This window comes from Bacillus luti (assembly GCF_001884105.1).
Classification (GTDB): Bacteria; Bacillota; Bacilli; order Bacillales; family Bacillaceae_G; genus Bacillus_A; species Bacillus_A luti.
The window spans coordinates 1-22,633 of the sequence record NZ_MACI01000032.1 but is presented as its reverse complement, the minus strand read 5'-3'; the positions used below and the strand labels follow the sequence as shown (position 1 = coordinate 22,633).

Annotated in this window: 18 protein-coding genes, 3 pseudogenes and 1 riboswitch; of the genes and pseudogenes, 6 read left to right on the top strand and 15 right to left on the bottom strand. The window is 36.1% G+C overall.

Features of this window, described 5'->3' with window-relative positions; translation table 11 throughout:
• A partial coding sequence (locus tag BAQ48_RS07905) for a DinB family protein (protein WP_131800846.1) occupies positions 1-248 on the bottom strand: 248 nt, incomplete at its 3' end.
• Positions 249-597: 349 nt separating this feature from the next.
• Here BAQ48_RS07905 and BAQ48_RS07900 point away from each other — a divergent pair.
• Both BAQ48_RS07900 and BAQ48_RS28205 read left to right on the top strand, forming a co-directional pair.
• Positions 598-1,143 (top strand): dihydrofolate reductase family protein, encoded by a 546-nt coding sequence (locus BAQ48_RS07900; RefSeq protein WP_071710655.1) that lies wholly within the window; start codon positions 598-600, stop codon positions 1,141-1,143.
• Positions 1,144-1,311: 168 nt separating this feature from the next.
• Positions 1,312-1,503 (top strand): annotated as a pseudogene (locus tag BAQ48_RS28205) (DUF4083 family protein); the annotation flags it as partial.
• Between the two features lie 337 nt (positions 1,504-1,840).
• Here BAQ48_RS28205 and BAQ48_RS07890 read toward each other — a convergent pair.
• The 3 genes from BAQ48_RS07890 to BAQ48_RS07880 form a co-directional block, all read right to left on the bottom strand.
• A complete protein-coding gene (locus BAQ48_RS07890) occupies positions 1,841-3,697 on the bottom strand; it encodes an alpha/beta fold hydrolase (RefSeq protein WP_071710654.1) in 1,857 nt (618 codons plus the stop codon).
• Positions 3,698-3,756: 59 nt separating this feature from the next.
• Complete coding sequence (locus tag BAQ48_RS07885) at positions 3,757-4,323, bottom strand: TetR/AcrR family transcriptional regulator (protein WP_071710653.1); 567 nt, start codon at positions 4,321-4,323, stop codon at positions 3,757-3,759.
• Between the two features lie 469 nt (positions 4,324-4,792).
• Positions 4,793-5,557 carry an SDR family oxidoreductase gene (locus BAQ48_RS07880; protein ID WP_071710652.1) on the bottom strand — a complete coding sequence of 255 codons (765 nt, stop codon included), beginning with the start codon at positions 5,555-5,557 and terminating at the stop codon, positions 4,793-4,795.
• Positions 5,558-5,725: 168 nt separating this feature from the next.
• Between BAQ48_RS07880 and BAQ48_RS07875 the strand changes: the two genes are divergently transcribed.
• Entirely contained in the window at positions 5,726-6,166 is a 441-nt protein-coding gene (locus BAQ48_RS07875) for an Lrp/AsnC family transcriptional regulator (protein WP_071710651.1), read from the top strand.
• Between the two features lie 115 nt (positions 6,167-6,281).
• On the opposite strand, the gene BAQ48_RS07870 is transcribed toward BAQ48_RS07875, so the two are convergent.
• The 4 genes and pseudogenes from BAQ48_RS07870 to BAQ48_RS07855 form a co-directional block, all read right to left on the bottom strand.
• The gene (locus BAQ48_RS07870; RefSeq protein WP_071710650.1) at positions 6,282-7,487 is read right to left on the bottom strand and encodes a M20 family metallopeptidase; all 1,206 of its coding nucleotides are present in this window, start codon (positions 7,485-7,487) and stop codon (positions 6,282-6,284) included.
• Between the two features lie 88 nt (positions 7,488-7,575).
• A riboswitch (SAM riboswitch) is annotated at positions 7,576-7,677 on the bottom strand.
• Positions 7,678-7,752: 75 nt separating this feature from the next.
• Positions 7,753-8,085, bottom strand: a pseudogene (locus BAQ48_RS07865) (phospholipase D-like domain-containing protein); the annotation flags it as partial.
• Between the two features lie 143 nt (positions 8,086-8,228).
• Positions 8,229-9,359: an RNA-guided endonuclease InsQ/TnpB family protein gene (locus tag BAQ48_RS07860; RefSeq protein WP_071710648.1), complete on the bottom strand. Its 1,131-nt coding sequence runs from the start codon at positions 9,357-9,359 to the stop codon at positions 8,229-8,231.
• Between the two features lie 641 nt (positions 9,360-10,000).
• Positions 10,001-11,977 (bottom strand): annotated as a pseudogene (locus tag BAQ48_RS07855) (DEAD/DEAH box helicase); the annotation flags it as partial.
• Positions 11,978-12,088: 111 nt separating this feature from the next.
• On the opposite strand from BAQ48_RS07855, the gene BAQ48_RS07850 reads away from it, so the two are divergent.
• Both BAQ48_RS07850 and BAQ48_RS07845 read left to right on the top strand, forming a co-directional pair.
• Positions 12,089-12,481, top strand: a complete 393-nt coding sequence (locus BAQ48_RS07850; RefSeq protein ID WP_071710647.1) for a VOC family protein — start codon at positions 12,089-12,091, stop codon at positions 12,479-12,481.
• Positions 12,482-12,614: 133 nt separating this feature from the next.
• Positions 12,615-12,938, top strand: a complete 324-nt coding sequence (locus BAQ48_RS07845) for a hypothetical protein (protein ID WP_071710646.1) — start codon at positions 12,615-12,617, stop codon at positions 12,936-12,938.
• A gap of 52 nt (positions 12,939-12,990) precedes the next feature.
• Here BAQ48_RS07845 and BAQ48_RS07840 read toward each other — a convergent pair whose 3' ends face one another.
• Entirely contained in the window at positions 12,991-13,323 is a 333-nt protein-coding gene (locus BAQ48_RS07840; RefSeq protein ID WP_001120970.1) for a DUF1904 family protein, read from the bottom strand.
• A gap of 349 nt (positions 13,324-13,672) precedes the next feature.
• On the opposite strand from BAQ48_RS07840, the gene BAQ48_RS07835 reads away from it, so the two are divergent.
• A complete protein-coding gene (locus tag BAQ48_RS07835; protein ID WP_071710645.1) occupies positions 13,673-14,155 on the top strand; it encodes a PRK06770 family protein in 483 nt (160 codons plus the stop codon).
• 447 nt (positions 14,156-14,602) lie between these two features.
• On the opposite strand, the gene BAQ48_RS07830 is transcribed toward BAQ48_RS07835, so the two are convergent.
• The 6 genes from BAQ48_RS07830 to BAQ48_RS07805 all read right to left on the bottom strand — a co-directional run bounded on the left by BAQ48_RS07830 (position 14,603) and on the right by BAQ48_RS07805 (position 22,401).
• Positions 14,603-14,908, bottom strand: a complete 306-nt coding sequence (locus BAQ48_RS07830) for a monooxygenase (RefSeq protein ID WP_071710644.1) — start codon at positions 14,906-14,908, stop codon at positions 14,603-14,605.
• 401 nt (positions 14,909-15,309) lie between these two features.
• Positions 15,310-15,801, bottom strand: coding sequence for an anthrone oxygenase family protein (locus tag BAQ48_RS07825; protein WP_071710643.1), 492 nt, complete (start codon positions 15,799-15,801; stop codon positions 15,310-15,312).
• An 83-nt stretch (positions 15,802-15,884) separates the two neighbouring features.
• Positions 15,885-16,235 carry a DoxX family protein gene (locus tag BAQ48_RS07820; protein ID WP_033674172.1) on the bottom strand — a complete coding sequence of 117 codons (351 nt, stop codon included), beginning with the start codon at positions 16,233-16,235 and terminating at the stop codon, positions 15,885-15,887.
• 311 nt (positions 16,236-16,546) lie between these two features.
• Entirely contained in the window at positions 16,547-16,966 is a 420-nt protein-coding gene (locus tag BAQ48_RS07815; protein WP_001048550.1) for a MarR family winged helix-turn-helix transcriptional regulator, read from the bottom strand.
• Positions 16,967-17,246: 280 nt separating this feature from the next.
• The gene (gene cypD, locus BAQ48_RS07810) at positions 17,247-20,444 is read right to left on the bottom strand and encodes a bifunctional P-450/NADPH--P450 reductase (RefSeq protein ID WP_071710642.1); all 3,198 of its coding nucleotides are present in this window, start codon (positions 20,442-20,444) and stop codon (positions 17,247-17,249) included.
• A gap of 478 nt (positions 20,445-20,922) precedes the next feature.
• A complete protein-coding gene (locus tag BAQ48_RS07805; RefSeq protein ID WP_071710641.1) occupies positions 20,923-22,401 on the bottom strand; it encodes a DHA2 family efflux MFS transporter permease subunit in 1,479 nt (492 codons plus the stop codon).
• Positions 22,402-22,633 lie beyond the last annotated feature (232 nt).

The window sequence follows — 22,633 nt, the reverse complement described above, 5'->3', positions numbered from 1 at the left end:
CTTGCGAACCGAAGCAGGCGGTAGGTCATGACGCGTTCCGCATCTGCGATGTGGCCCACGACTTCTTTCAGCGTCCATTTTCCTTCCGCATACCGATACGCGGCCTGGCTCTCGGTCAACGATGCCAGGAACTCGGTCATTTGCTTTTCCTGGGCGAGCAGAATGTCGATGATGTTACCGTCCGGCACCAAACGGATATATTCGCCGGAGCTCCCGGCGTATTCTTCTTCTGACGGTCTTTGATTCATGCGTAGTCACCTCTTTATGGAGATATAGAAAATTATAGCACTCGTCTATGTCTAATAAATTCGCAAAATGATAGAACTTTCCTTCTAATAATTGAGGATAAACAACCATTTAGTTGGTTGATCGCCATACTATCCTGATTCGTTAGCACAATAAGCAACGCTAATCAATAACGCATAAAAATTAGTTGTTATACAATGTTTCGAATTTATTAATATATTAGGTTATTACAAAACATACATAAATACATTTTGTCGAAACTATTAAAAAGGGAGAATTTCTTTAGCTGGAGAATTAATAATTGTGTTACCAATATTTAAAAATCTCAATTTAAAACTAAAGGAGAACAAAATGGGACAAATAATTGTATCGATGTACCTCTCACTAGATGGTGTCATGGAGGAACCAGCTTGGACTGCTCCATACTTCAATGAAGAAGTAGCAAAGTTTCAATCCGATTTACTGTTTGAAAGTGAAGCTCTTCTACTAGGGCGGGTAACCTATCAAGGTTTTGCAGCTGCCTGGCCTTCTATGACTGATGAAGAGGGTTTTGCTGATAAGATGAACAGCATGCCTAAATTTGTTGCTTCAACAACTTTGGAAGAAACCGAATGGAATGCAAACCTTATCAAGGGGAATATTGTAGAAGAAATATCAAAACTGAAGGAACAGCCCGGTCAGAACCTTTTAATTTATGGTAGTGGTGAGCTTATACAAACATTGATGCAACACGACCTCATTGATGAATATCATTTTATGGTCAATCCTGTTATCGTGGGAAGCGGAAAGCATCTCTTTAAAAACGGAAACGATACAAAGGCTTTAAAACTGATCGAAACAAGAACGACCAGTTCAGGTGTCGTTATTCTTTCCTATCAGCCGGAGAAAAAAGAATAATTATTGATAAATTATATAAACAAAAAAACTCATCAGAATAAATCCTGCTGAGTTTTTTTATAAGATAATACATATATTAATTTATAAAAACTAGACGTTATATTAACCAGACATGTATAAAATATACAACCAAAATCAAACAATACATCAATCCTTTCAAATGGTGAAATAAGGAAAAATGAAGTTCTAAATAATACCTTTAGAAACTCTATTTATTACATAGGAGTTGCTATTATTTTAGTAATCATCGGTGCAATGTTTTGGAGAATTATACTTATAATTCGGCATACTAACAATCGCAAAAAGCAAGATTCAGTTGAACCAAAATTAGATAAGGTTATTCAACTGTTAGAAGAACAAAGATTGATTCTTTCGGATCAGGAAAAGTTAAAAATAACTTCCAATAACGAGAATAATGTAAATAAGCTGTCCATGTAGACAGCTTATTGTTTTTTGCTTAGCGTGCAAAATTCGCGTCTTGTTGGCGGTACCCCAGCCCATCAACTTAAGAAAAAAATGCCCCCAAAAAGAAAAAATGAGCGGCTTCTCAGAATAGCTATCTGTAGAGAAAGAAAATTTTAATTTAGGGGGATATGAACATATTAGCTTGATGGTGATGGTGTGGGACCCCAAACAGTACGATTTTATTTCAAAGACACAACGATCTTACTACACACTTTTTATTTATCCCACACTCTCATCTGCTAGTATTACTATTTTTTATTACTAATGTTGCCGTTTCACTCGGATGACTAAGAGGAAAATGATGGCCATATGGAACAAAATCAACCTTACCAAGATGCGATGGAGCAGAATAGCCTCTGTCATAATCCCCCCAAATAATGTGAAGATTATACTTTGTTACTTCATTGAAATCACCTTGATCGTTTTTCAGTAGTAAACTGTTAAGCTGAACCGTAGTATTTAAAATTCTAGGAGAAGTAAAACTTTTACTTATTTTTTCAATATAATGTTCAGGGATGCTCTCCATACTTTCAAACAAACCATTACTTATTAAATAACGCCCTATCAAATTAGTAGTTGCCAATTTTAATGTCCATTTGTTTATAAATTGAGGAACATTTAGCGATTTAGCATTTTTTTTAACAACAGGTGGCTGAAGTAAAGTGATTGAATACTTCTTATCTATGAACTCTTGTACCAATGCTTCCAGAAGAATAAACGCACCGAATGAATGGCCAATTAGATGTGCACCATTAGTAGCTTTCTCCAATAACTTTTTCACTACATTCAAATAGATATCTAGAAGATTTTTCTCCAGTTTAAAGGGCGAACGTCCCAAACCTGGAAGATCCAAGATCCATACAGGTTTACCAGTTTTTTCATGAAGCTCTTGTGCTAAAGGAAATAAATCCTCTCCATCACTCAATAAACCATGTAATAAAATAAACGGTTTACCCTCTCCTTGTAATTGGTAAAGGGTAGTGTTATCGCATAGTGTTCGTTTAAATAAATGATTATGCTGGCCATTTTGATACATCATTCGATAATCCAGATCAGCTACTACGGCAGGGAAAAATTTCATTACACTCGTCTCCTTAAACCAATCTCCTCCCATAATTTTTTTCGCTGAAACATTTGAAAATTTTCGTTTTGTAATAAAATTCAGTCCGTCAGAAGGAATTTTTGTTATTTTACTTACTCCACTATTCATAATTGCTTTCATAAGTGTCATTGGGACGGAGATTTTTGGTGCCCTCATATTCATACTTTCCGACATAATACTTAATAATTCAGCAATGTTCTGATCGTGCTGTTTGTCTTCAACAAGTGTATATGTTTGAATAGTCGGTTGCTCCAATCTGAAAACCTGCACAATAAATTTCGCAAGCTCATCGTTTGAAATAAGTGGTAACCTATATCCCTTACCTCCAGGAATCACTGGCATGAGCCCTCTTCGCATACTCATCACAAGCAAACCTAATCCTGCTATCTGCTCTGTACTCCCTGTTTTACTACTACCGACTACAGTTGGCGGATTAATTACAGAAAGCGGATAACCTACTGCTGATGCCTGCTGACGGATATAAAGATCTGCTAAAAATTTTGTTCTCTCATATGGATTTTTTATTTTCAAATAATTGTTTCCTTCTTGAAACACATCAATTGCAATCTTGCTATTTTTATCATCAAAGGGACTCATATAACCTACAACATGAATAAATTGTTGCAAGCCCTTCAATTGATGAATACTTTTAGCTAATTCACTAATGTGTTTGGCGCCATTTAAAAATACGGAAGCTGCCTCTTTACTTGTCGCTTGAATATCCATGGGGCCTCCTGCGTGAATAATCACATCCGTTTTCAATACCCTCTCCTTATCTTCAGCACTTAGACCTAAATCTATTTTCGTCAAATCACCTTCAATAAAGTGCATAACTGCCTTTTTTAAGATGCCTCTTTCTTGAAAAAGACGTGTTGCTTTACTTTTCGACCTTACTAAAAGAAGAATTTTAACATCCTCTTTGGCTAATTCTTTCACTAATTGCTTTCCAATAAAGCCTGTTCCACCAGTTAAAAATACTGTTCTCATATAACATCCCCCTTTTTAGTACTACCCAGTACTAATTTGATGTAAAAAAAATGCTTCTTTTATCGAAGCAATTTTAAAAAATGATCTGCTGTTTTCGTGATTACAGTTGCATCCTTCAATGTTTCTGAAATAAATAACGCTCCTTCAAGATTTGTAATGAAAAGTGATGCAACCTCATCAATATGAATCGTATTTCTGAATTCTCCCTTCTCTACCCCTTGTTTAAGTAATAGAGAAACTTTCTTTTGTAATCCTGTAAAAAAAAGACCTATTTTTTCTTTTATTTGCGTGGCCTGTTTAGGACTTTGAATATAAAGAGTAATAAATGGACAGCTCCCCTTATACTCTCTCGACTGAACTCCTTGTGATAATTGCTTTAAAAACAGTTGGATACGATCTTCAACTAAAAATTGATTCTGAGCAAGTACGTCATCAATTGCAGATTGATACATTTCAATCCAATAATCAACGACCGCTTCTAATAATACTTCCTTATTAGAAAAGTGATAATACACATTAGACTTTGAAACTTTGCTTACACGTACTAATTCATCCATACTTGTATAAGCAAACCCTTTTTCTAAAAATAATGTTGCAGCTACTTCAATCACACGTTTTTGATTCATTAATTTTACCTTTGTCATAACTAGAACTATATAGTACTAATTTAAATGTTGCAAGTATTTATGTTCATTTAGAAAAAAGTTTGATTAAAAAAGTTCCACTAACATTGATTTTACTGCAAAAAAATCTTATTTTGAATAAAGTGAAACTTTAATCAGTGGGGGTTTTCTTCATCCCCCCACTGATTATTAGCCTTCACCAATCGGACTTTTATGGGCAGTTGATCCCCACCTAACTTCTTTGCTTCCGCTGAATTTTGAGGTGGGGGTCTTACTGCCCATTAAAGCGGGATAAAGTTGAACTGAACCCCGAAATTGTTCATTCACTATCGTCTAATAGAGGTCACCATACATACCCATCAACTTAAGAAAAAGAAATGCCCCCAAAACGAAAAAATAAGCGGCTTCTCAGAATAGCTATCTGTAGAGAAAGAAAATTTTAATTTAGGGTGATGTGTATGAAGTAGTGCCCCTATAAACAAAACCCACCAGAAACATCTAAAATCTGCCCTGTTACCCAACGACTATCAGGAGAAGCAAGGAACGCTACTGCATCTGCAATATCTTCAACTTGCCCTATTCGCCCGAAAACAGATGAATTCGTAGCAAAATTTCGTATTTCTGGATTATCTAGCAATTTCGCATTAATATCTGTCTTCGTATATCCAGGCATAATTGTATTCACTGTTATACCTCTTTCTCCGAGATGTTTAGCTAGAGGAAGTGTCATCGTATTTAATGCACCTTTACTTAAACCATATGCAATAGACCCCGTAAAACCAAGTCTTACTTCAGCTGATGAAATGTTAATAACGCGCCCCTCTGCTCGTAGTAACGGTAATGTTTGCTGAATTAAGAAGAATGGTGCTTTAATATTTACAGACATAATTTCATCAAAAACTTCTTCTGTCGTATTTTCAATCGTTCCTTGTGTACCTATCCCTGCATTGTTTACTAGAATATCAATCTCTGATGCACCAACTCTTATTTGTAATTCATTCTTCAATTGTTCTACTAACTTTTTGACACCATCAACTGAATTGAGATCAGCTTCAATTAAGAATGCTTTTCCTCCATTAGATTCAATCTCACTAACCGTTTCATCTGCAGCTGCCTTATTTCGGCCGTAGTGAATCGCAACTAATGCACCGTCGTTTGCCAATCTCCTCGCAATCGCACGACCAATACCACGACTCGCCCCTGTTACTAACGCTACTTTCCCATCAAGATTCTTCATTTTTTCCATCCTTCCTAAATTTCCGTTTAATAAAACCTATACTTATATTTTCATGTAAACACCAATCATTTTAAATATAGATTTATAGGTAATTTAGTTCCTTTACTTATGATATTATAGTTATAAATTACAATTTACTTTAGAAAATAAATCGAGGGAGATAGCCCAATGCAAAACACAGTAAAACTGGATGAAATCGATCATAAAATTATGAACTTATTGTATGAAAATGCGAGAATTTCTGTTTCAGAAATAGGACGAATTATATCCATGACGCAACCTGCTGTAAAAGAGCGAATTAACAAACTTGAAGATCAAGGAGTTATAGCAGCTTACCGAACAAAATTTGAGCCTTCCAAAATTAATAAAAACATTCAAGCATTCATCATGTTTAAAACGAGCCAATGCTCTGATTTTATCCAATATTGTAATGCCGCTCCCGAAGTAACAGATTTATATCGAATTAGCGGGGAATTTAATTATATGATGAAGGTCATGAGCGATTCGATGGATTCTCTCGCTACATTTTTAGACTCTTTAATGCAATTCGGATTATCGTCTCCTTTAATTGTTTTAAAGAGTGAGTTTGAGGAGAAATTGTCGTTCTGATAAAGGGATAAAAGAATTGACATCTCAATGTGAAAATGAACACTTTATTTAAATTGATAGGCACCAGCTTTCCCAAAAAAGAAAAAGGAGTGGGTCATCCACTCCTTTCAATCACCTACCCCTGATTCCTCTGCGCCTCTCTAAACTCCTCCTTCACCTTCTCTAACAACCCTTCTTCTGTAATTAATCGATAAGCGGTATTCGCTAATGCTTTTGCCGATGTAATTAATGCTTTATCGCCTAGTTCTGAACGTGCTGCTTCTCTAAATTCATTCGTATGCGCAATTAAGTCATCTGGGCCGATTTTAATGTACGGGTGAATGGTCGGTACGACTTGGCTTACGTTTCCTGCGTCTGTTGAACCAATGCCCACTCTTTCTTTACGATTTACGTCTTCACCTTGTAATTCTAATTCTTCTGCTACGACGTCGTTATATGTTTTTGTTACGAGTAGTTCATCGATTTCATTTTGAAATTGATGGATTTTTACTTTTGTGCCTGTTGCTAATGCTGCTCCCTGTGCGATATTTCTTACTTTCTCTGTTACTTCCGCACATCTTTTTCGCGTTGCTGCACGAATGAAGAACCTTGCTGCGGCGTAGTCAGGAATAATGTTAGGTGCTTTTCCGCCCTCTGTAATAACACCATGAATTCTTACATCTGACGGAAGTTGTTGGCGAAGTGCGTTAATACTGTTGTACAGCTGGATAACCGCATCTAATGCGTTAATCCCTTCTTCAGGTGAAGCTGCGGCATGAGCTGTTTTTCCGTAAAAATGAAAATCAAGTGGATCGACTGCTAATGATGGACTCGTTGTCGCTGTTTTTCCGCTCGGATGAATCATGAGTGCCGCATCAATGTTTTTAAATAAACCTGCTTTTACATAACTTGATTTCGCACTACCATTTGGCCCACCTTCCTCTGCTGGTGTCCCAAACACGACAACTTCTCCGCCGATTTCTTCAAGCGTTTCTGATAATGCAATTGCTGCCGCAACGCTAATTGTCCCAATTAAATTGTGACCACACGCATGACCGAGTCCTGGTAAAGCGTCATACTCCGCTAAAAACGCGATAACTGGCCCTTGTTTTCCTGAACTTTTCCGCGCGATAAATCCTGTTTCATGTCCAGCTATATTGTGCTGCAATTGGAACCCTGCACTCCCTAGTAATAAACTTAACGTTCTTGATGCATAAAACTCTTGATTACCAATCTCCGGATTCGCATGAATATTATGACTTGTTTCTATGTACTTTTCCTTATTTCTTTCTATACTCTCTTCAATTGTTTTTCTTTGTGACGTTACTCCAGTCGCTCCCATTGTTCTTCCTCCTTTTATTTTCACGTAAAAAAGCCTCTTTCTAAAAGATAGAAAGAGGCTTTTGCATATACAGTCAAAATGAGCTTCTTTCTTATCTTTCAAGTTACCTTGCTGGAATTGGCACAGTATTCATAAAGAATCCGCTGCCGAGGTATCATAGGGCCAGTCCCTCCACCTCTCGTGATAAGAATTTTCATAAAATTATATTAAATTATTTTCATTCTAAGTTCATTCCGATTAAAAGTCAAGGAATTCCTATCCGAATTTACCGAATATCTAAAAATCCTTTTAGTACACCAATTGTTTCTGGTGCTTGCAGTCTTGCACATACGTATGGAAACTCCGTACTACCTTCAAATATCATTTGAGATGTGAGTGGTGCGCCTGCCCAGAAGATTTCATCATCAATTACGATAAACGGGAATGCTTTATTTTGCCTTTGTAACTTTACATTCTTCAACGGAACTGGTCCATCACTATACACTGTTATTTGCGCATTTGTACGCATTAACGCTTGCCATACTCGTTTATCCACTTGTTTTGTACTTGGAAGTGAAATGATAATTTTTCGTTTTGCGGCTAAAATATCTTTCAATAACCGATACGATAAACTTAACTAAATCTATACAATTCAATCAAATTTACACAAGTTAGTGCTTCATCGTGTTCTCGCAACCCCAAAGGGACGAGGGGTATAACACTCCACACGAGGCAGTATCGTTACCTCCTATTATCAAGCATTTATTGTACCCATCTTGATAAATTTATCGCAGCATTTACATCCCTATCATGATGGCTATTGCATGAAGCACAACGCCACTCACGTATTTTTAAACTCCACTGTCCTTCTGGTTGAACTGAATGGTCGTATTTTACTCCGCAACATGAGCAAATCTTGCTTGAGGCGAACCATTTATCAGCTTTTACATACGCAATGCCATACTTCTCGCACTTGTATGACAAACATTGAAAGAAGAAGTTTAATTTTTGAAATGAAAATGCTTTCGATAGTTTTTTGTTTTTTAACAGGTTTGAGACAAATAAGTCTTCCACAACAATTCTCATTGGTTTGGTTTTCACCAATTTAGCTGTTGCTTGATGGATATGGTTATTTCGGATATTCGTAATTTTCCTAGATAACCGCAGGTGCTCAGCTTTCGCTTTTTCATATCCGACAGATTGAATTTTTACACCTTTTTTAAATCTCCTAGACATATCTCTTTGTGCTGACTTTTTCCTTTTCAAAAGTTTTTTAACCTTGGCGTCTTTGTTTATATTTCGTTCTTTCATACCATTAGAAGCTACAAACAGCTCTTTTAAACCAACATCCACACCAATCGACTCATTCGTTAGTTCTTGTGATTCAAAGTCTTCTTGAAACCCTACACTAATCCACCAGTGACGACCATCAAATGTAACTCTTGGATTTGATGGTTTTTTATTTCTTGGTAGTTGCTGGCTTGTTTTCACTTCTCCAATAGACTGAATATGAATTACTTTCTTTCCTATAATCAGTCTTGCATAATTGGCATAAAATCCTTGGATTACATCTTTTTTGGATTTATAAGAAGTGTGATAACCATTTTTGTATTTTTTGAACGAATGTTTTCTCGCCGTATCAAAATCTTTTGAAGCCTGTTTGGGCACTTGTGCATTAATATCTTTTAACCACTCATATCTCTTTCGCTTCTTGATCTTTGTAAATCGTTTCTGTAAAGCTAACTGTGAAACAGATTTTCCAAATAGCTTATAGTATCTATCGCTCATTCTTTTACAATAGTTATAAGCAAATCTTGCAGCACCAGCATGGTTTCTAAGCACTTTTTCTTGTTCAGGCGTTGGAATCAGTCTAACTTTCTTCGCCAATATCATCAGAATGTAACTCCTTTAATGAAAGATTTGTTCTTCTGAATAGTAGCGTGTTCCATCAGTATTCTCCTGAGACTACTCGGATGCAAACCTGTTAATTCCGATACTTGACTAACTCGTGAAAATTTCATTATTATTCTTACCTCATTAAATCCAATTTAGCACATATGTTCGATTTATTCAATGAGGTTTGATAGATTTAACTAAATTTATCTCGTTCAACTAAGGACGCAATTCCTTAGCCAGTTCTCTTATGAACTTCTCATGTTTTCACATGAGCGCAGACTATATGTTTATCTCTTTAGAGATAGAGGATTTTTCCACCACCATAGGCTTGTGATGTACTCTCGTCAGTTATACGAGATAGTCGTTGAACGTTCATCTTATCACTTTTGACTTAGATGATTCGAGGCGGAAGACCCATTGTTCTAGTGTTTAGGATTTAACCTTGCACCATCTGATTGATTTTTTCTGCTTTCGCGACATTCACGCTCACCATTTCTAGCCACGTTGTAGTTCAATCAGCTTTAGGGATTGCCCGCAGTTAACCCTCACTACTAGCCAATCACTTGACTAGCAGGGCTTACTGATATATTTAATTACCTTTAGTTATAATTGGTTAAATAAATCGTAACAGTTAGTTACCCTTTCGGCTCTTCAAGATTCATTTCCATATACCAGCGTAATCGTTTCGAAATTTTTCGCTCCCACAATTGTCTTGATGTCGTGCGATCATACACATCTCCGTGACGTTCTATATGAGCTGTTAATTGTGATAACGCTTGTTTTCTCGATAAGTTTTTACGCATATAATGGCAATCTGATAATTGAATGAACTTTCCTCTCGCTCTCGTTACTGCTACATTGACGAGGCGATGGTTTTTATGGTCAAAGAATAACACGCCAGGTCGTTCTTGCGGATAACTATCCACTGTATCAAAGATCATCATATCTCTTTCAGAACCTTGAAACTTATGAACTGTCGCTGCTAAAACTGGTATGTGTCGATACTTCGTTTTCTGCAACATTTCTCTAATACACGTTGATAAAAAACGAGACTGTGCTCTGTAAGGTGTAACGACACCGATCGATTGAACACCATCTAACAGTCCGATTAACATCATTTGCATCGCTACTAGACCAGACATAATATTAAAACGAGAACCAGAAGCAGCGTCTTTTAACGAAAATGCCCCCATTAAACTCGTATCAAATAAAACACTCGCCTCATTTGCGAACGGCTGCAATTGCGCAAGTTCTTTACGTTCTGAAACGGACGGATGATCATATACTCTATTTTTATAAATAAATGAGTTTGTAAACTTCGATATATCCGCATGCATACGTCTTTGTTCCTGCAACATAAAAAGGTTCGGATGTGCTTCCGATTTATTAACAGACTCAACAATCCCGGCATGGTAAAACATATCTTCGCCAAGCCATTTGCGAACGAGTTCATGGTTTGCCATCGCAATTGGAGGTAACTGTAAAAAGTCACCACAAACGACGATACGTTTCCCAAGTGAAGCAGCTAATGCAATTTGCGGAACGAACGCCATACTCACTTCATCTACGACAACTAAATCAAATGTACGTTCATAAATAAGTGAATCAATGGCACATTTCGATAAAGTCGCGCCGATTACTTTCGCATTTTCAATGTATTCTTTTTCTACTTCTTTAATTTTTGCTTTTTGCTTTCGAAGATCACTTTCAATCTCTTGTATACGCTTCTTATCAGCAGACGTCGCTTTATATGATAAAATCTTTTCACGAAGCTCTTGACGTGTTTCTTCTAAATAGAGTCTCTCCTCACCCCAAGACCCGTTCGTCGTTTCTACTAACTTCGACGCAAGTAACGTTTCATGATTTCGTATATGCTCATGTTGACTATAACCGTAACGAACAATTTCACCAGGCGTCCATTTCTTTTTCTTTTCAATTTGCTTCGTTACTTCGCTCATTAATACATCAACAGCCGCGTTACTATGAGCTAACACAAGTACCGATTTTCCTTTTTGATAATGAGCCGAAATAATACGCGATAAATTGTACGACTTCCCTGTTCCAGGTGGTCCCCATACGTACGTTGTCGGATTGTAAAACGAACGATACGCCAATTCATTTTTCGGATTTTTCATTTTTTCAAGATGCTTCGGACTGCTCGTTCCGTCTACAAGACGTTTTATACGATTACGTTTTAGCTTATCTTGACGCGCTTCTTTTAATCGCTCTTGCAGCTGTTCTAGTAGTTGCCACGGTTCACTATATAAAACCGCTTCTCGTATTTCACCTTGTATATAATCATTTAATTTCAGTTCTATTTCTAATCCATGTACAGATAATACTTCCCCTGTCGCTTCCTCACCATCGAACTCAATTCGAATTGGTGAACCTTCAGGTAAGCTTACTTCCGAAATAAGCTGAAATACGTATACTGTATTCTCATAATCTGTATATAAAAAACGACCGTTCATGATAGAAATTTTACTACCGCCAATCGTTTTCCAATGTTTAATTTCATACGCTAATGCATAATGCCACTCTTTCATCGTTTCCGATAATGAAGGAGTTTGAGTAGGTGTATTCATCGTATAATCTCCTTCCTTCTCCCCAAACATACTTTCTCACTATACCATATAACGCCCTAAAAATTGTAACAATTATATCTTGCTTATTTTCTTAATTTTCAATATTATTTTATATATAATTTTCAGAAAGAAGGTTCGCACATGCCAGTTAGAAGAATTGAACACGTAGGACTTATGGTCGCAGATTTAGAAACATCTATCTCATTTTATGAAAAAGTAGTTGGCTTACAGCTTATTAAACGTATGGGACATCCAAATCCAAACTTAAAACTCGCTTTTTTAGGTGTGGAAGAATCAAAAGAAACGATACTCGAATTAATTGAAGGCTACAACTCTACCCTTCCAGCAGAAGGAAAAGTGCATCACATTTGCTTTAAAGTAGATTCATTAGAAGATGAAATTGAAAGACTACAGAAACACGGCGTAACCTTTTTACTAGGAGAAGAAATCGAAACATTACCAGATGGAACACGTTACATATTCTTCGCTGGTCCTGATGGAGAGTGGATTGAGTTTTTTGAGACGGAGAGATAAAGTAAGACTTTATTTTACGGAACAGAAAAGAGCCGGAATTCCGGCCCTTGTTTTTAAACCAGTAACAATGAAATATATCTTCAATCCGAAAACTCAGCTATATTCAAAACAACCCTTTTGTTAGGAGTAGAGAATGATCAATACAATCTATATTATTATTTTTTGGATGCTTATACTCTTTCCAATCCTGTATGTAATCAAAATAAAGCATTGGAATTTAAAAGTAGTTGCCGTTTTGATTGGACGTATCCTATTAAGTATTATCTTTTTCATAAACGGAATGGTTTTAGGACTACAACGAAATTGGGTAGAGCCTCCTTATGAAACAGAATGGGATTTCTTTATAAAGTCTTTATTAAACGGGAAAACTGATGCACTTATAGAAGTATTACTTCTAATTATTATCATTACTTTGGATTTAGCAGTCATATTTTATTATAGAAATAAAAAGAAATAGGATATTCTCTCCTATTTCTTTTCTTAATGTTATAAAAATCTTTCAAATAGCTCTAACTTGCACAATGCTTCCCGTTAATATAATACGCTGATTCTGTGAAAACCGTAAATACAACCTCTACTTCTGGAAGTCCAAAATCCATTACATATGTAGTAATGGCCTTGGCAAATCGATCACGAATTTCCTGTCCACGCTCAAACCATTTCACTTCAATAAGAGGAAACGCTTCTATTTCTTCTCCATTGAATACAAACGTAGAACTTGGTAGTTCCAAGGTAAAATTATCCGTACCACACTCACAGATATCTGCGAGCTCTTCTACTAATGGCTTGCTTATGCTTTTTAATTGTTCAGTAGTAATTCCACGAAACACAACATGCGGCATGTTAATCCCTCCGTTAGATAGCTTTATATTTGCTCACATCATAACACAATTTATTTTGCTGCACTAACCTCTATTGGTACATTTCAATGACATTATTAAGAATGATCATATGTTATTGAAGCTTTTCATTAAGAATATAATCAGGAGTTAGTAGTAAAGCAAAATCCTCTACACTATGGTTGAACTCCAAATCAAGATATTCGTAAAATTTTATCGACGATTTTTAATTACCCTCAGAACATAAAGCATAACTGATTACTGATAATGACGCTTTATGTAGATTAAACAGATGGATAGAGATATACAGCTCTTCTTTTATGGTACACTTCAATAAAAGGGGGTACGAGGTTTGAAAAAGTGGATTAAAATCACATCAAGTTTAGTTATCGCTATAGTAGTTGGTATTTTTACTGGTTACAAAGTCGGTACATATGCAGGTTCAGACGTTAAGGAAAAGCAGACTGATAGAATTAAAGGTGAAGAGGTAATACTTGACCTCAATTCTGATCGTCATATAATCAATGCAATGCACAAAATGACTCATCAAAAAGTATTATCTCACGAAAAGCAAGGATTTATTAAAATGACTCCCGAAAACATCGAAACAGTACGTCGAGTAATTGATGAAAGTAATAGTGGAACCTTACAACATAAAGAACAGTACCTCAAGATTTTGGTTCGTTGGTATGAAGGCGATTTCTCTCAATCCGTTGAGGAGCATAATTTATTATGGGAATGGGACAATAACAGCACTGGTCAAGCATACGAATTAGCGACACCTGAACAAGAAGAAGCCTACATTCTAGAACAAGGAAAGCCTGAGAAACAATAACAAAAACAGGCCTGTTATCAGGTCTTTTCTTGCATTTTTTTCGTTATATTCCTTTAAAAATAACTTTAATCATACCATCTTCGTTATTTCTAGTTACTAAACAATAGTTATGTTCATAATTTTGTAACATGTATAGACGGGTATATATGTTATAATTACTTTAGCAAATTAAAATAAATTTGCATTTCCTGTGCCCCTTACCTCCCAGTAAGGGGCGTACCCTTTTACAAATCATTATTTCAATACAATTTTAAAAGTACTTTTACATCAATTTCACAAATTCAAGAACTCTCATATGTTACATCCTTTTTTCAAGGAACTATATGCTGATACACGAATCCCTATCTATATAGGGATTTTTTGCGCGAGCCCCCCACCATCAATTTAAGAATTAAAAAAAGAAGGGGATTATCCCCCTCCTTTTTAAGCTTGCTCCGAATATCGGAATTATTTAATATAACCACGATTCAGTTCCGTTAACTTTTCATTGATGTTAAAAATTCTTACTCTAATATCTTTAACACCAGCTGCTTCAAGTCTGTTCTTGTGCATTTCAGCGTATTTTTCAGCATCTTGTTTTTCTTCAAATACATAAATGCCTCCAGCTTCTTTTGTTTCTTCATTCTCAGTCCATATTTTCCAGTGGAATCCTTCTTCTTCGTTAATACTGTTTGCTAAATCCCAAAATGCTTTTTCCATTTCTTCACCAAAAGGACCTTCAAACGGAAAATCAACTTGTAATAAATATGCCATTTTCACTCACTCCTATTTTTAATATAAAATTCTTCCCATTCTTTTACTAATTATAATGATTTTGATTCGAATGATAGGAATGTCTTAAGTTAGTGCTGCTATTATTACCGTACTAGTTTAAGACTTCCCCTATTCTTTATTGAATAAAAAAGAGATTTATTTAGACTTGAGATTCTTGCCTATATATTGAACAGTTTTTCTCCACATGAAAGTAAGCAGTTTTTTCATGGGTACCATGAGGCTTCATAAGGAACATCATGGTACCCATGATAATACATTGTAAGCTTTTAAATCAATCCGGTTTTCATCTGATAAAATCAGAAACGATAAGTTATTTTCCAATGACAGATTCCTTAAGAATTGTCCGGTTAACTATTATTTATCTAAATATATTCATACTTCTAATTAATAAGTAACGCTACTAGTAGTGCCGACACACTGAAGATGCACGTTAAGGTACGCGTGTGATTCAGCAACGTCCAACGGGTTTCAAATCCGACTCTGAGTGCATCCCATCCAGAATCCCTTACAGGTAGTTCAGCTGAGATAATCGCTCTATTCATCGGAAGATTTCCTGTGAAAGTGATCAGTAGAGTGGCAATATAACTAATCAATGCGATTAATCCTAAAATAACTTTATCAAATTGCTGTAGGTAAACGGCTAATACAACAAAACCGATCTGCGCTATAAGAGCACCGTTTGAAATGAAGAGAAACATCGGATTAGCCACTGATGAGGTAAAGTGTCTAACCGAAAGAACGAAGGTACGATCATCCGAATTACGCAGACCAGGCATGACAGAATTAGAGTATGCAAAAACGGTTCCAGCAACAATACTTGTTGTCAATATAGCAAGAAACGCTAAGATTTTAAAAAATAATAACTCATTCATACGTTTTCACAACCCTTATCTATAATATAATTACAAAACGATATCAACTTGAACGCATGAAGTTTAACAGTTTTCAGTTATGTTTAAAAAATATGATACAAACTTATCCCTAAACTAAGGACAAACAAAACAAGCGCAGGTATCGCTTTCTTAAAAGGATCTCTCGCTAATACAATAAGAGTTAATGCAGCTGCAAGCATCGTACCACCTAACAACAATCCTGCTAATAAAGCTACTGTTGGAATCCAAATTCCTATCAACATTCCAATCGCTCCTACAATCTCAAAAGCTCCGGTTAAGAAATTAAAAAACGAGGGTAAACCAAATCGCTTGAACTCATCTGCCATTTTCCCAGATATAATTTTCGTACCTGTCATTAAAAAGAAAACAAACAATACTACTTTTACAATATTGATGAAAATTAAAATAGTAATCACACCTTTCTTATTATTTGATAAAAACTCAGTATTGTTCAGGTAGTAATCACTACCCGAACCCTATTCCCTGAGATTGACCATAGGGAAGTCGCTTCAATTTTAAAGAGATAAAAATTACATGCTATAGCATATACAATACAAAAATTTGACTGGTACTAGGTAAAAAAGTGATCCTGAATCAAATATCATACAAAATAAAGCTATCTCCATCATTCCTCAAAACAAACAAATCACATGCTATAGCATGTATAATACATAAAACAAAGTTTGTTCCCTATGAATAGCATAGCATCAATAAGGAACAAATGTTAATAGCGTGTATCATACAATTTGTTTAATAACGATTGTAATACTTTAATTTCTTCCTCGCTCAAATTACTCGTAACGAAATGGTGAGCGTCTGTCACTACAGGTAAAATTGTTTTCTTTAACTCGTCACCTTTTTCAGTTAAAAAAAGGTTGTGTGAACGTCTATCTTGGTCATTCAAAGCCTTCTTTACAATCCCTTTTCTCTCCATTGACTGTATCATTCTTACGACAGTAGTTTGATCTTTATCAATAGCTTCTGCTAACTCTTTTTGAGTAGTAGCTCTTTGGCTACAAAGAACACTAATAATCCCCCACTGCTCTGGCGTAACTCCAAAAGGCTTTAATTTCTTAGTAAAATAATTAGTCATTTTCACATCAGTACGATGAACAAGATAGCCTATTAAATCATGTAAGTTCATGTATCACCTCTATAAATTAAGACATAAAAGGATATAGCATACCAGTCAATTATTCACAGTGAATTTATTTGTTTCATTAATTATATGCTATGACATATATATTAAATTAGGTCATTTTAATTGTCAAATGAATTACCTATTTCTCTACAGTAACAGTCCAGCTTATTTAAAAATAAGAAAATCCCGTATTCAATAAAAATACGGGATTTTTATAAATGAGTTATTCACTTATTCGAAAGAAGTTCATTCGTTACATATTACTTATCTAATTAAGAAACATTCATATACCAGCCCAAACATCTTTTCCATATCGTCCTTCATCTTGCACGCGTTCCAACCAATTCCTTGCTTCTTGTTCACTGACTTCATGAATTTCTTGATATGCTTGACAAAGGGTGTCTTCTACGTCAGGAGCCATTTTACTTCCATCACCACATATATAAAGATGAGCCCCATTATCTAATAACGAAATTAAATTGATTCTATCCTGTTTTATTAAATGCTGTACATATGTTTTAGGATGTCCTTCTAGGCGAGAAAAAGCTGTGTGTAAAGAGATTAATCCATCTCTTTCATCATTTTCTAGTTCTGTACGATAGAGATAATCCTTTTCAGGATGACGACAACCAAAATATAGATGTGCTTGTCCTAAGTTCATACCTTTTTGCTTTTGAACACGTCGTGCTTGTAAGAATCCACGGAATGGTGCAATTCCAGTACCTGGTCCAACCATGATAATTGGTGTTTCTGGATTTTCAGGTAATTGAAAGTTTGATTGTGGCGTTCGAATGAAACAGATAATCTCATCTTTATTATGACGCTGAGCTAAATAGTTAGAAGTGACTCCTTCATATGTCCCTTCCCCACTCCATGCAGGCGCATTAACAACACCAACCGTAATGCTCAGACGATCCTGTGCAACGAGTGGAGAGCTTGAAATAGAATAGTAACGCGGTTTGAGCGCAGGAAGAAGTTCTAAAAAACGTTCAAATCGAATTTCACAAGCCTCATACTTTTCAAGAAGATCCAACATTGAAATACGTTTCTTTAATATCTGGTCATGATAAACTCCGTCTTCCAATAATGATTCCAATTCCTTTTTATGAGGAGGGCATGCTGTGAATGTCACCATTTCTCGTATTTGTGCTCGAGTGGCTGCTTCTTGAACTTCAACACTGTAACTAAGAAGGTCATATAAACTAACAGGACTGTCTAAAGGTATGTGATTGACACTTCGTCCACTTGCACTCAGTATGACTTGATCCTTCCTGTTTAATCCAAAGCGGTTTAAAATTCGGTTAACATTTTTCTCACTATTAATTGGCAGCACCCCAAGGTGGTCACCTTCTTGATACGTAGCGCCTTCTGGCAAGGATATCTCAATATGTCGAGTGCTTCTTTCACTGCTAGATGATTGAAGTTCATGATTTTCTAGTATAGATGCATAAACTGCTTCATATGTTCGCGCAAGAGGAGATCCTCCAAGACGACTAACAAATTGTAAACTTAATGTACTGCGTTCTTTCTCAATGTTTTTGTTAAGTTCCAATCCAAAAGCCTTCATCGCATCAGACCACATACTTTGTTTCCATTGCTCGAGCTGTTCCTCGAAATCACCACTTGCATCCGCTTCTCCACGTGTAGAAAATCTTGTTGCTCCTTTTTGAGCCATTTGCTCATCAATATATCTTGGAATCCGCTGATAGGTACTAGCCCAATTATGATCTCCACAACCAAAAACTGCATATTGAACACCTTTTAGCTCATCCGGTTTTAATTCCTCCAACCACTGCACAAACTGTCCTGCATTACTTGGCGGCTTTCCATTATAAGAAGAAGTTACAATAAGAACCGCCCCTTCTTTTGGCAGACTTCCAATTCGATCGTTAAGAGCTACCACTTCCGTTTTAACACCTTCTAAACTAGCTGTATCCGCTAGTTCTCTTGCAATACCTTCTGCTACCCCTGTATCCGAGCCATACAGAACAAGAAGTGACAGCTTATCGGCTCCAATAATAGAAGGCGTCTTCTGAACTTGCCGTTCGATTTCATCAGTTTTCAGCTTCTCCCCTATAGGTGCAGGGACAGTAGGATGGCTGATAGTTTGTTTTCGGGGTAGAATCCTAATCTTAAAATCACCGGGCTTTAGCGTTAATGTTTGTTTTACGTCCAGCTGATAGTCTTGATAATCGATGAATTCAAAATGTTGAAGAAGCATTCCCATTACGAGAGTGGCTTCATGAAGTGCAAACTGCATACCGATACATGCTCGTTGACCATTTCCAAATGGCTTATAAGCATGATGAGGAACCTTATCCAGCTCTTCAAATCGTTCAGGCTGGAATTCTTCCACATTGTCTCCCCACGCGTCTTTATCCCTATGTAGCTGCGGAATAAGAACGGAAATACGATCTTCTCCTTTCTTAATTGGGTATTTCCCCCCAATTACTGTATCTTCTTTTGCATAGAGACTGAATGCTGGAGCAGTAGGCCATAGACGTAGCGATTCATTTAAAATCATTCGGATATACTTTAGTTTCATAACTTGTTGGTATGTTGGAATGGGATCTGTTAAAACCTGATCTACTTCTTCATAGGCTTTTTTCAATTTATCTGGATTCTTTAATAAAAAATAAATTGCAAAAGATAACAATCCACTTGTTGTCTCATGCCCAGCTATTAAAAATGTAATAATTTGGAAACGAATATTTTCATCATCTAATTTTTCACCAGTTTCCGGATCCTGCACATTTAACATACGGGAAAGCAAATCATTTTCTTCCTGATTCCCATTACTTTTACGTTCAGCAATAATATTATCTACTAAAGAAAACATGGATTGAATATCATGTTGAAATTGACGTTTCGTTCTCCACATGAGTTTGTCTTCTATATCCAGCCGCTGCAGTTGGTGCATCGCCTCATCTAGAGCACGGGTCATGCTAGTAATAAAAGGATGAGGGGTCTCACGATAAAAGCTATTAAATCGGTAATTAAAACCACATAGACCAATTGTATCTAATGTAAGGCGAGTCATATCCTCTGGAACATCTACGTTTTCATTCGGATTCAGTCTTGCCCATTTTTGAACGAGTTGTACAGCAATATCGACCATCATGGCATGGTAATCTTTCATTGCCCGTTGGCTGAATGTAGGCATCAAAATATTATGAGCTTTTTTCCAGTTAGGCTCGTGAGTCTCGCTTGTAAATAATCCGTCTCCAGCAAAGGCACGAACCTTTGCTAAAGCACCATCTATACTTTTATCGAACCGTGTTTCATCACAGACTTCTGCTACCAGTTCATGTCCCGAAACGACAATGATAGTATCACTTAAAGTTTGAATTTGAAAAATGGGACCATACTCTTCCGCCAGCTTAATAAACGATAGAGTCGGTTTATCTTTATTGATTAATGGGAGATTCCCCAGCGGTCCATATGTTTTCGGCTGAGGAATGGCAGATACTTTTTTATCCATTAAAAACACCCTTTCAAAAAAGCATGAAATAAAATATCCCATTCAATAAAAAGAAGATAGCAATGAATCGTCTGGGATAAAGATATGTAATTGATTACCTTATTTTATCTTTTCCCTAACTATTCACGATTATGATATTGCTTATAAGGTTGGTAATCTAAGTTGTTTGTTGATATTAGATTTATAACTTGTAGAAAAAATACTAAATTAAAAAAGAGCGAATTATTATAATGTTTATCAGAAATTGAAAACTAAAGATTGTAGTATTTTGAAAGCCAATAGTTTCTACTGTCCAGTCAAACGAATACGATAAGCAATTACATTGTGTTACTAGTAAAAAGGATCTGATATGAATATCAGATCCTTTTTACTATGTGTAATTATTTCACTGTTTCTTTCAGTTCTTTCCCCGTTTTAATTATCAGCTTTTTAGTAGCAAACAACTTGTAGGAATCATTATGTAGAGTTTTATTTCACTCTACCGATTTAATCTCTCGACTGCTTCCAGGCTTGTATCTACACGTTTAACGAAAAAAACTAATAGTAGTGCAACAACATTCATGCCAAGCGCTACATAGAATGAATATTGGATTCCGGATAATAAAGCCTTCTGAGTTAACATTGCCTTCGTAGCTTCTGTGAAGGTTGTTGGATCTAATTCAGACATTAGACTTTCAGCTTTTGTTTTTGTTACTGAATTCATAATCGTAACAAGAATAGCAGTACCAATCGAACCGGATACTTGTTGAGCTGTATTATTAACAGCTGTACCGTGTGGATTTAAGCGAGTTGGCAATTGATTAAGGCCATTTGTCATAAGTGGCATCATCACCATCGCCATCCCAAACATCCGCAGAGTATAAATAAGAATAATATGTGTGTGACTAGAGTCGATTTGCAGGTTTGCCAGCATATAAGTTGAAACAGCTGTAATGGAAAGCCCTACTATACCAAGAATCCGCGGTCCATATTTATCAAATAGTTTACCTGTAATTGGTGACATAACTCCCATTATTACCGCACCTGGAAGCATCATCAGCCCAGAGCTCAGCGGCGAAATACCGCGAACATTTTGTACGTAAGCTGGTGTTAAAATCATACCCGAAAACATGGCCACTGCATTGACAATTGCAATTACAGACGCAAGTGCAAACATTGGGTACTTGTAAACACGTAAATCCAATAACGGTTCATTCATTTTTAATTGACGGATAATGAAAGCAATTAGGGCAATAGCGCCTATGATTAAGGTTGTTAAGACGACTTTATTCGTCCAACCATCGGAGCTTGCAGAACTAAACCCATATAACAAACCGCCAAAACCGACAGAAGATAATAGTAATGAGAGGTAATCGAGTTTTGCATTTTTGTTTTGTCTCATGACATTATCCGATTTCCAAATCCCTAACAGTAAGCTAATGATTGCTAATGGTAAAATCATTTCAAAAAGCAAACGCCAGTCATAGTACTCTACAATATAACCTGATAGTGTCGGTCCAATGGCTGGGGCTGTAATCATAACTAATCCAAAAATCCCCATTGCTGTTCCCCTTTTTTCTCTTGGAAAGCTTACTAGCATAATATTCATTAACAAGGGCCCCATAACTGAAGAACCTGCTGCTTGAACCATCCGACCAGTAAGTAATAAACCGAAGTTCGGTGCTACAGCCGCTAAGGCCGTACCAAGAATAAAAATCACCATCGATGTAATAAATAAGCTCCTATTGGAAAAGCGGGTTATTAAAAATGCTGATGCCGGAATTAATATACCACTTACAAGCATATACCCTGTAGAAAGCCACTGGATCGTTGAATAATCTTTAATGTCTAAATCCTTCATTATTGATGGCAAGGCTACATTTAAAAGTGAGTTATTTAGAAATGAAACAAATGCCCCAATAAAAAGGATTACAAGCATTAAATATGGTGGTTTTCTTTTATGTAATGTTTCACTCATATATTTATTTGCCCCTTCATTATAAATTCCATTGATTCGTTTAAATCGTTTGCATATCTGCACGAGAATATATTACCCTTGCAGTATTTTGCCAAACTCTTCGAATGGATATTCTCTTTTTAGCAATTCTACTTACCCAACTTAAAATTTTGAATGAATATGTAAACACGTTAGTTAACCAAAATTAAATTAGACTGAAATAAACAAGAGGAGCAAATGAAAATACCCTTCT

What these genes read in the sequence shown, in the direction of transcription:
- BAQ48_RS07845 (WP_071710646.1), top strand. Translation starts at nt 12,615, where the DNA reads ATGATCAATACAATCTATATTATTATTTTTTGGATGCTTATACTCTTT.
- BAQ48_RS07885 (WP_071710653.1), bottom strand. Translation starts at nt 4,323, where the DNA reads ATGAATCAAAAACGTGTGATTGAAGTAGCTGCAACATTATTTTTAGAA.
- BAQ48_RS07880 (WP_071710652.1), bottom strand. Translation starts at nt 5,557, where the DNA reads ATGAAGAATCTTGATGGGAAAGTAGCGTTAGTAACAGGGGCGAGTCGT.
- BAQ48_RS07850 (WP_071710647.1), top strand. Translation starts at nt 12,089, where the DNA reads ATGCCAGTTAGAAGAATTGAACACGTAGGACTTATGGTCGCAGATTTA.
- BAQ48_RS07805 (WP_071710641.1), bottom strand. Translation starts at nt 22,401, where the DNA reads ATGAGTGAAACATTACATAAAAGAAAACCACCATATTTAATGCTTGTA.
- cypD (WP_071710642.1), bottom strand. Translation starts at nt 20,444, where the DNA reads ATGGATAAAAAAGTATCTGCCATTCCTCAGCCGAAAACATATGGACCG.
- BAQ48_RS07890 (WP_071710654.1), bottom strand. Translation starts at nt 3,697, where the DNA reads ATGAGAACAGTATTTTTAACTGGTGGAACAGGCTTTATTGGAAAGCAA.
- BAQ48_RS07825 (WP_071710643.1), bottom strand. Translation starts at nt 15,801, where the DNA reads ATGAATGAGTTATTATTTTTTAAAATCTTAGCGTTTCTTGCTATATTG.
- BAQ48_RS07870 (WP_071710650.1), bottom strand. Translation starts at nt 7,487, where the DNA reads ATGGGAGCGACTGGAGTAACGTCACAAAGAAAAACAATTGAAGAGAGT.
- BAQ48_RS07840 (WP_001120970.1), bottom strand. Translation starts at nt 13,323, where the DNA reads ATGCCGCATGTTGTGTTTCGTGGAATTACTACTGAACAATTAAAAAGC.
- BAQ48_RS07815 (WP_001048550.1), bottom strand. Translation starts at nt 16,966, where the DNA reads ATGAACTTACATGATTTAATAGGCTATCTTGTTCATCGTACTGATGTG.
- BAQ48_RS07830 (WP_071710644.1), bottom strand. Translation starts at nt 14,908, where the DNA reads ATGGCATATTTATTACAAGTTGATTTTCCGTTTGAAGGTCCTTTTGGT.
- BAQ48_RS07860 (WP_071710648.1), bottom strand. Translation starts at nt 9,359, where the DNA reads ATGATATTGGCGAAGAAAGTTAGACTGATTCCAACGCCTGAACAAGAA.
- BAQ48_RS07875 (WP_071710651.1), top strand. Translation starts at nt 5,726, where the DNA reads ATGCAAAACACAGTAAAACTGGATGAAATCGATCATAAAATTATGAAC.
- BAQ48_RS07900 (WP_071710655.1), top strand. Translation starts at nt 598, where the DNA reads ATGGGACAAATAATTGTATCGATGTACCTCTCACTAGATGGTGTCATG.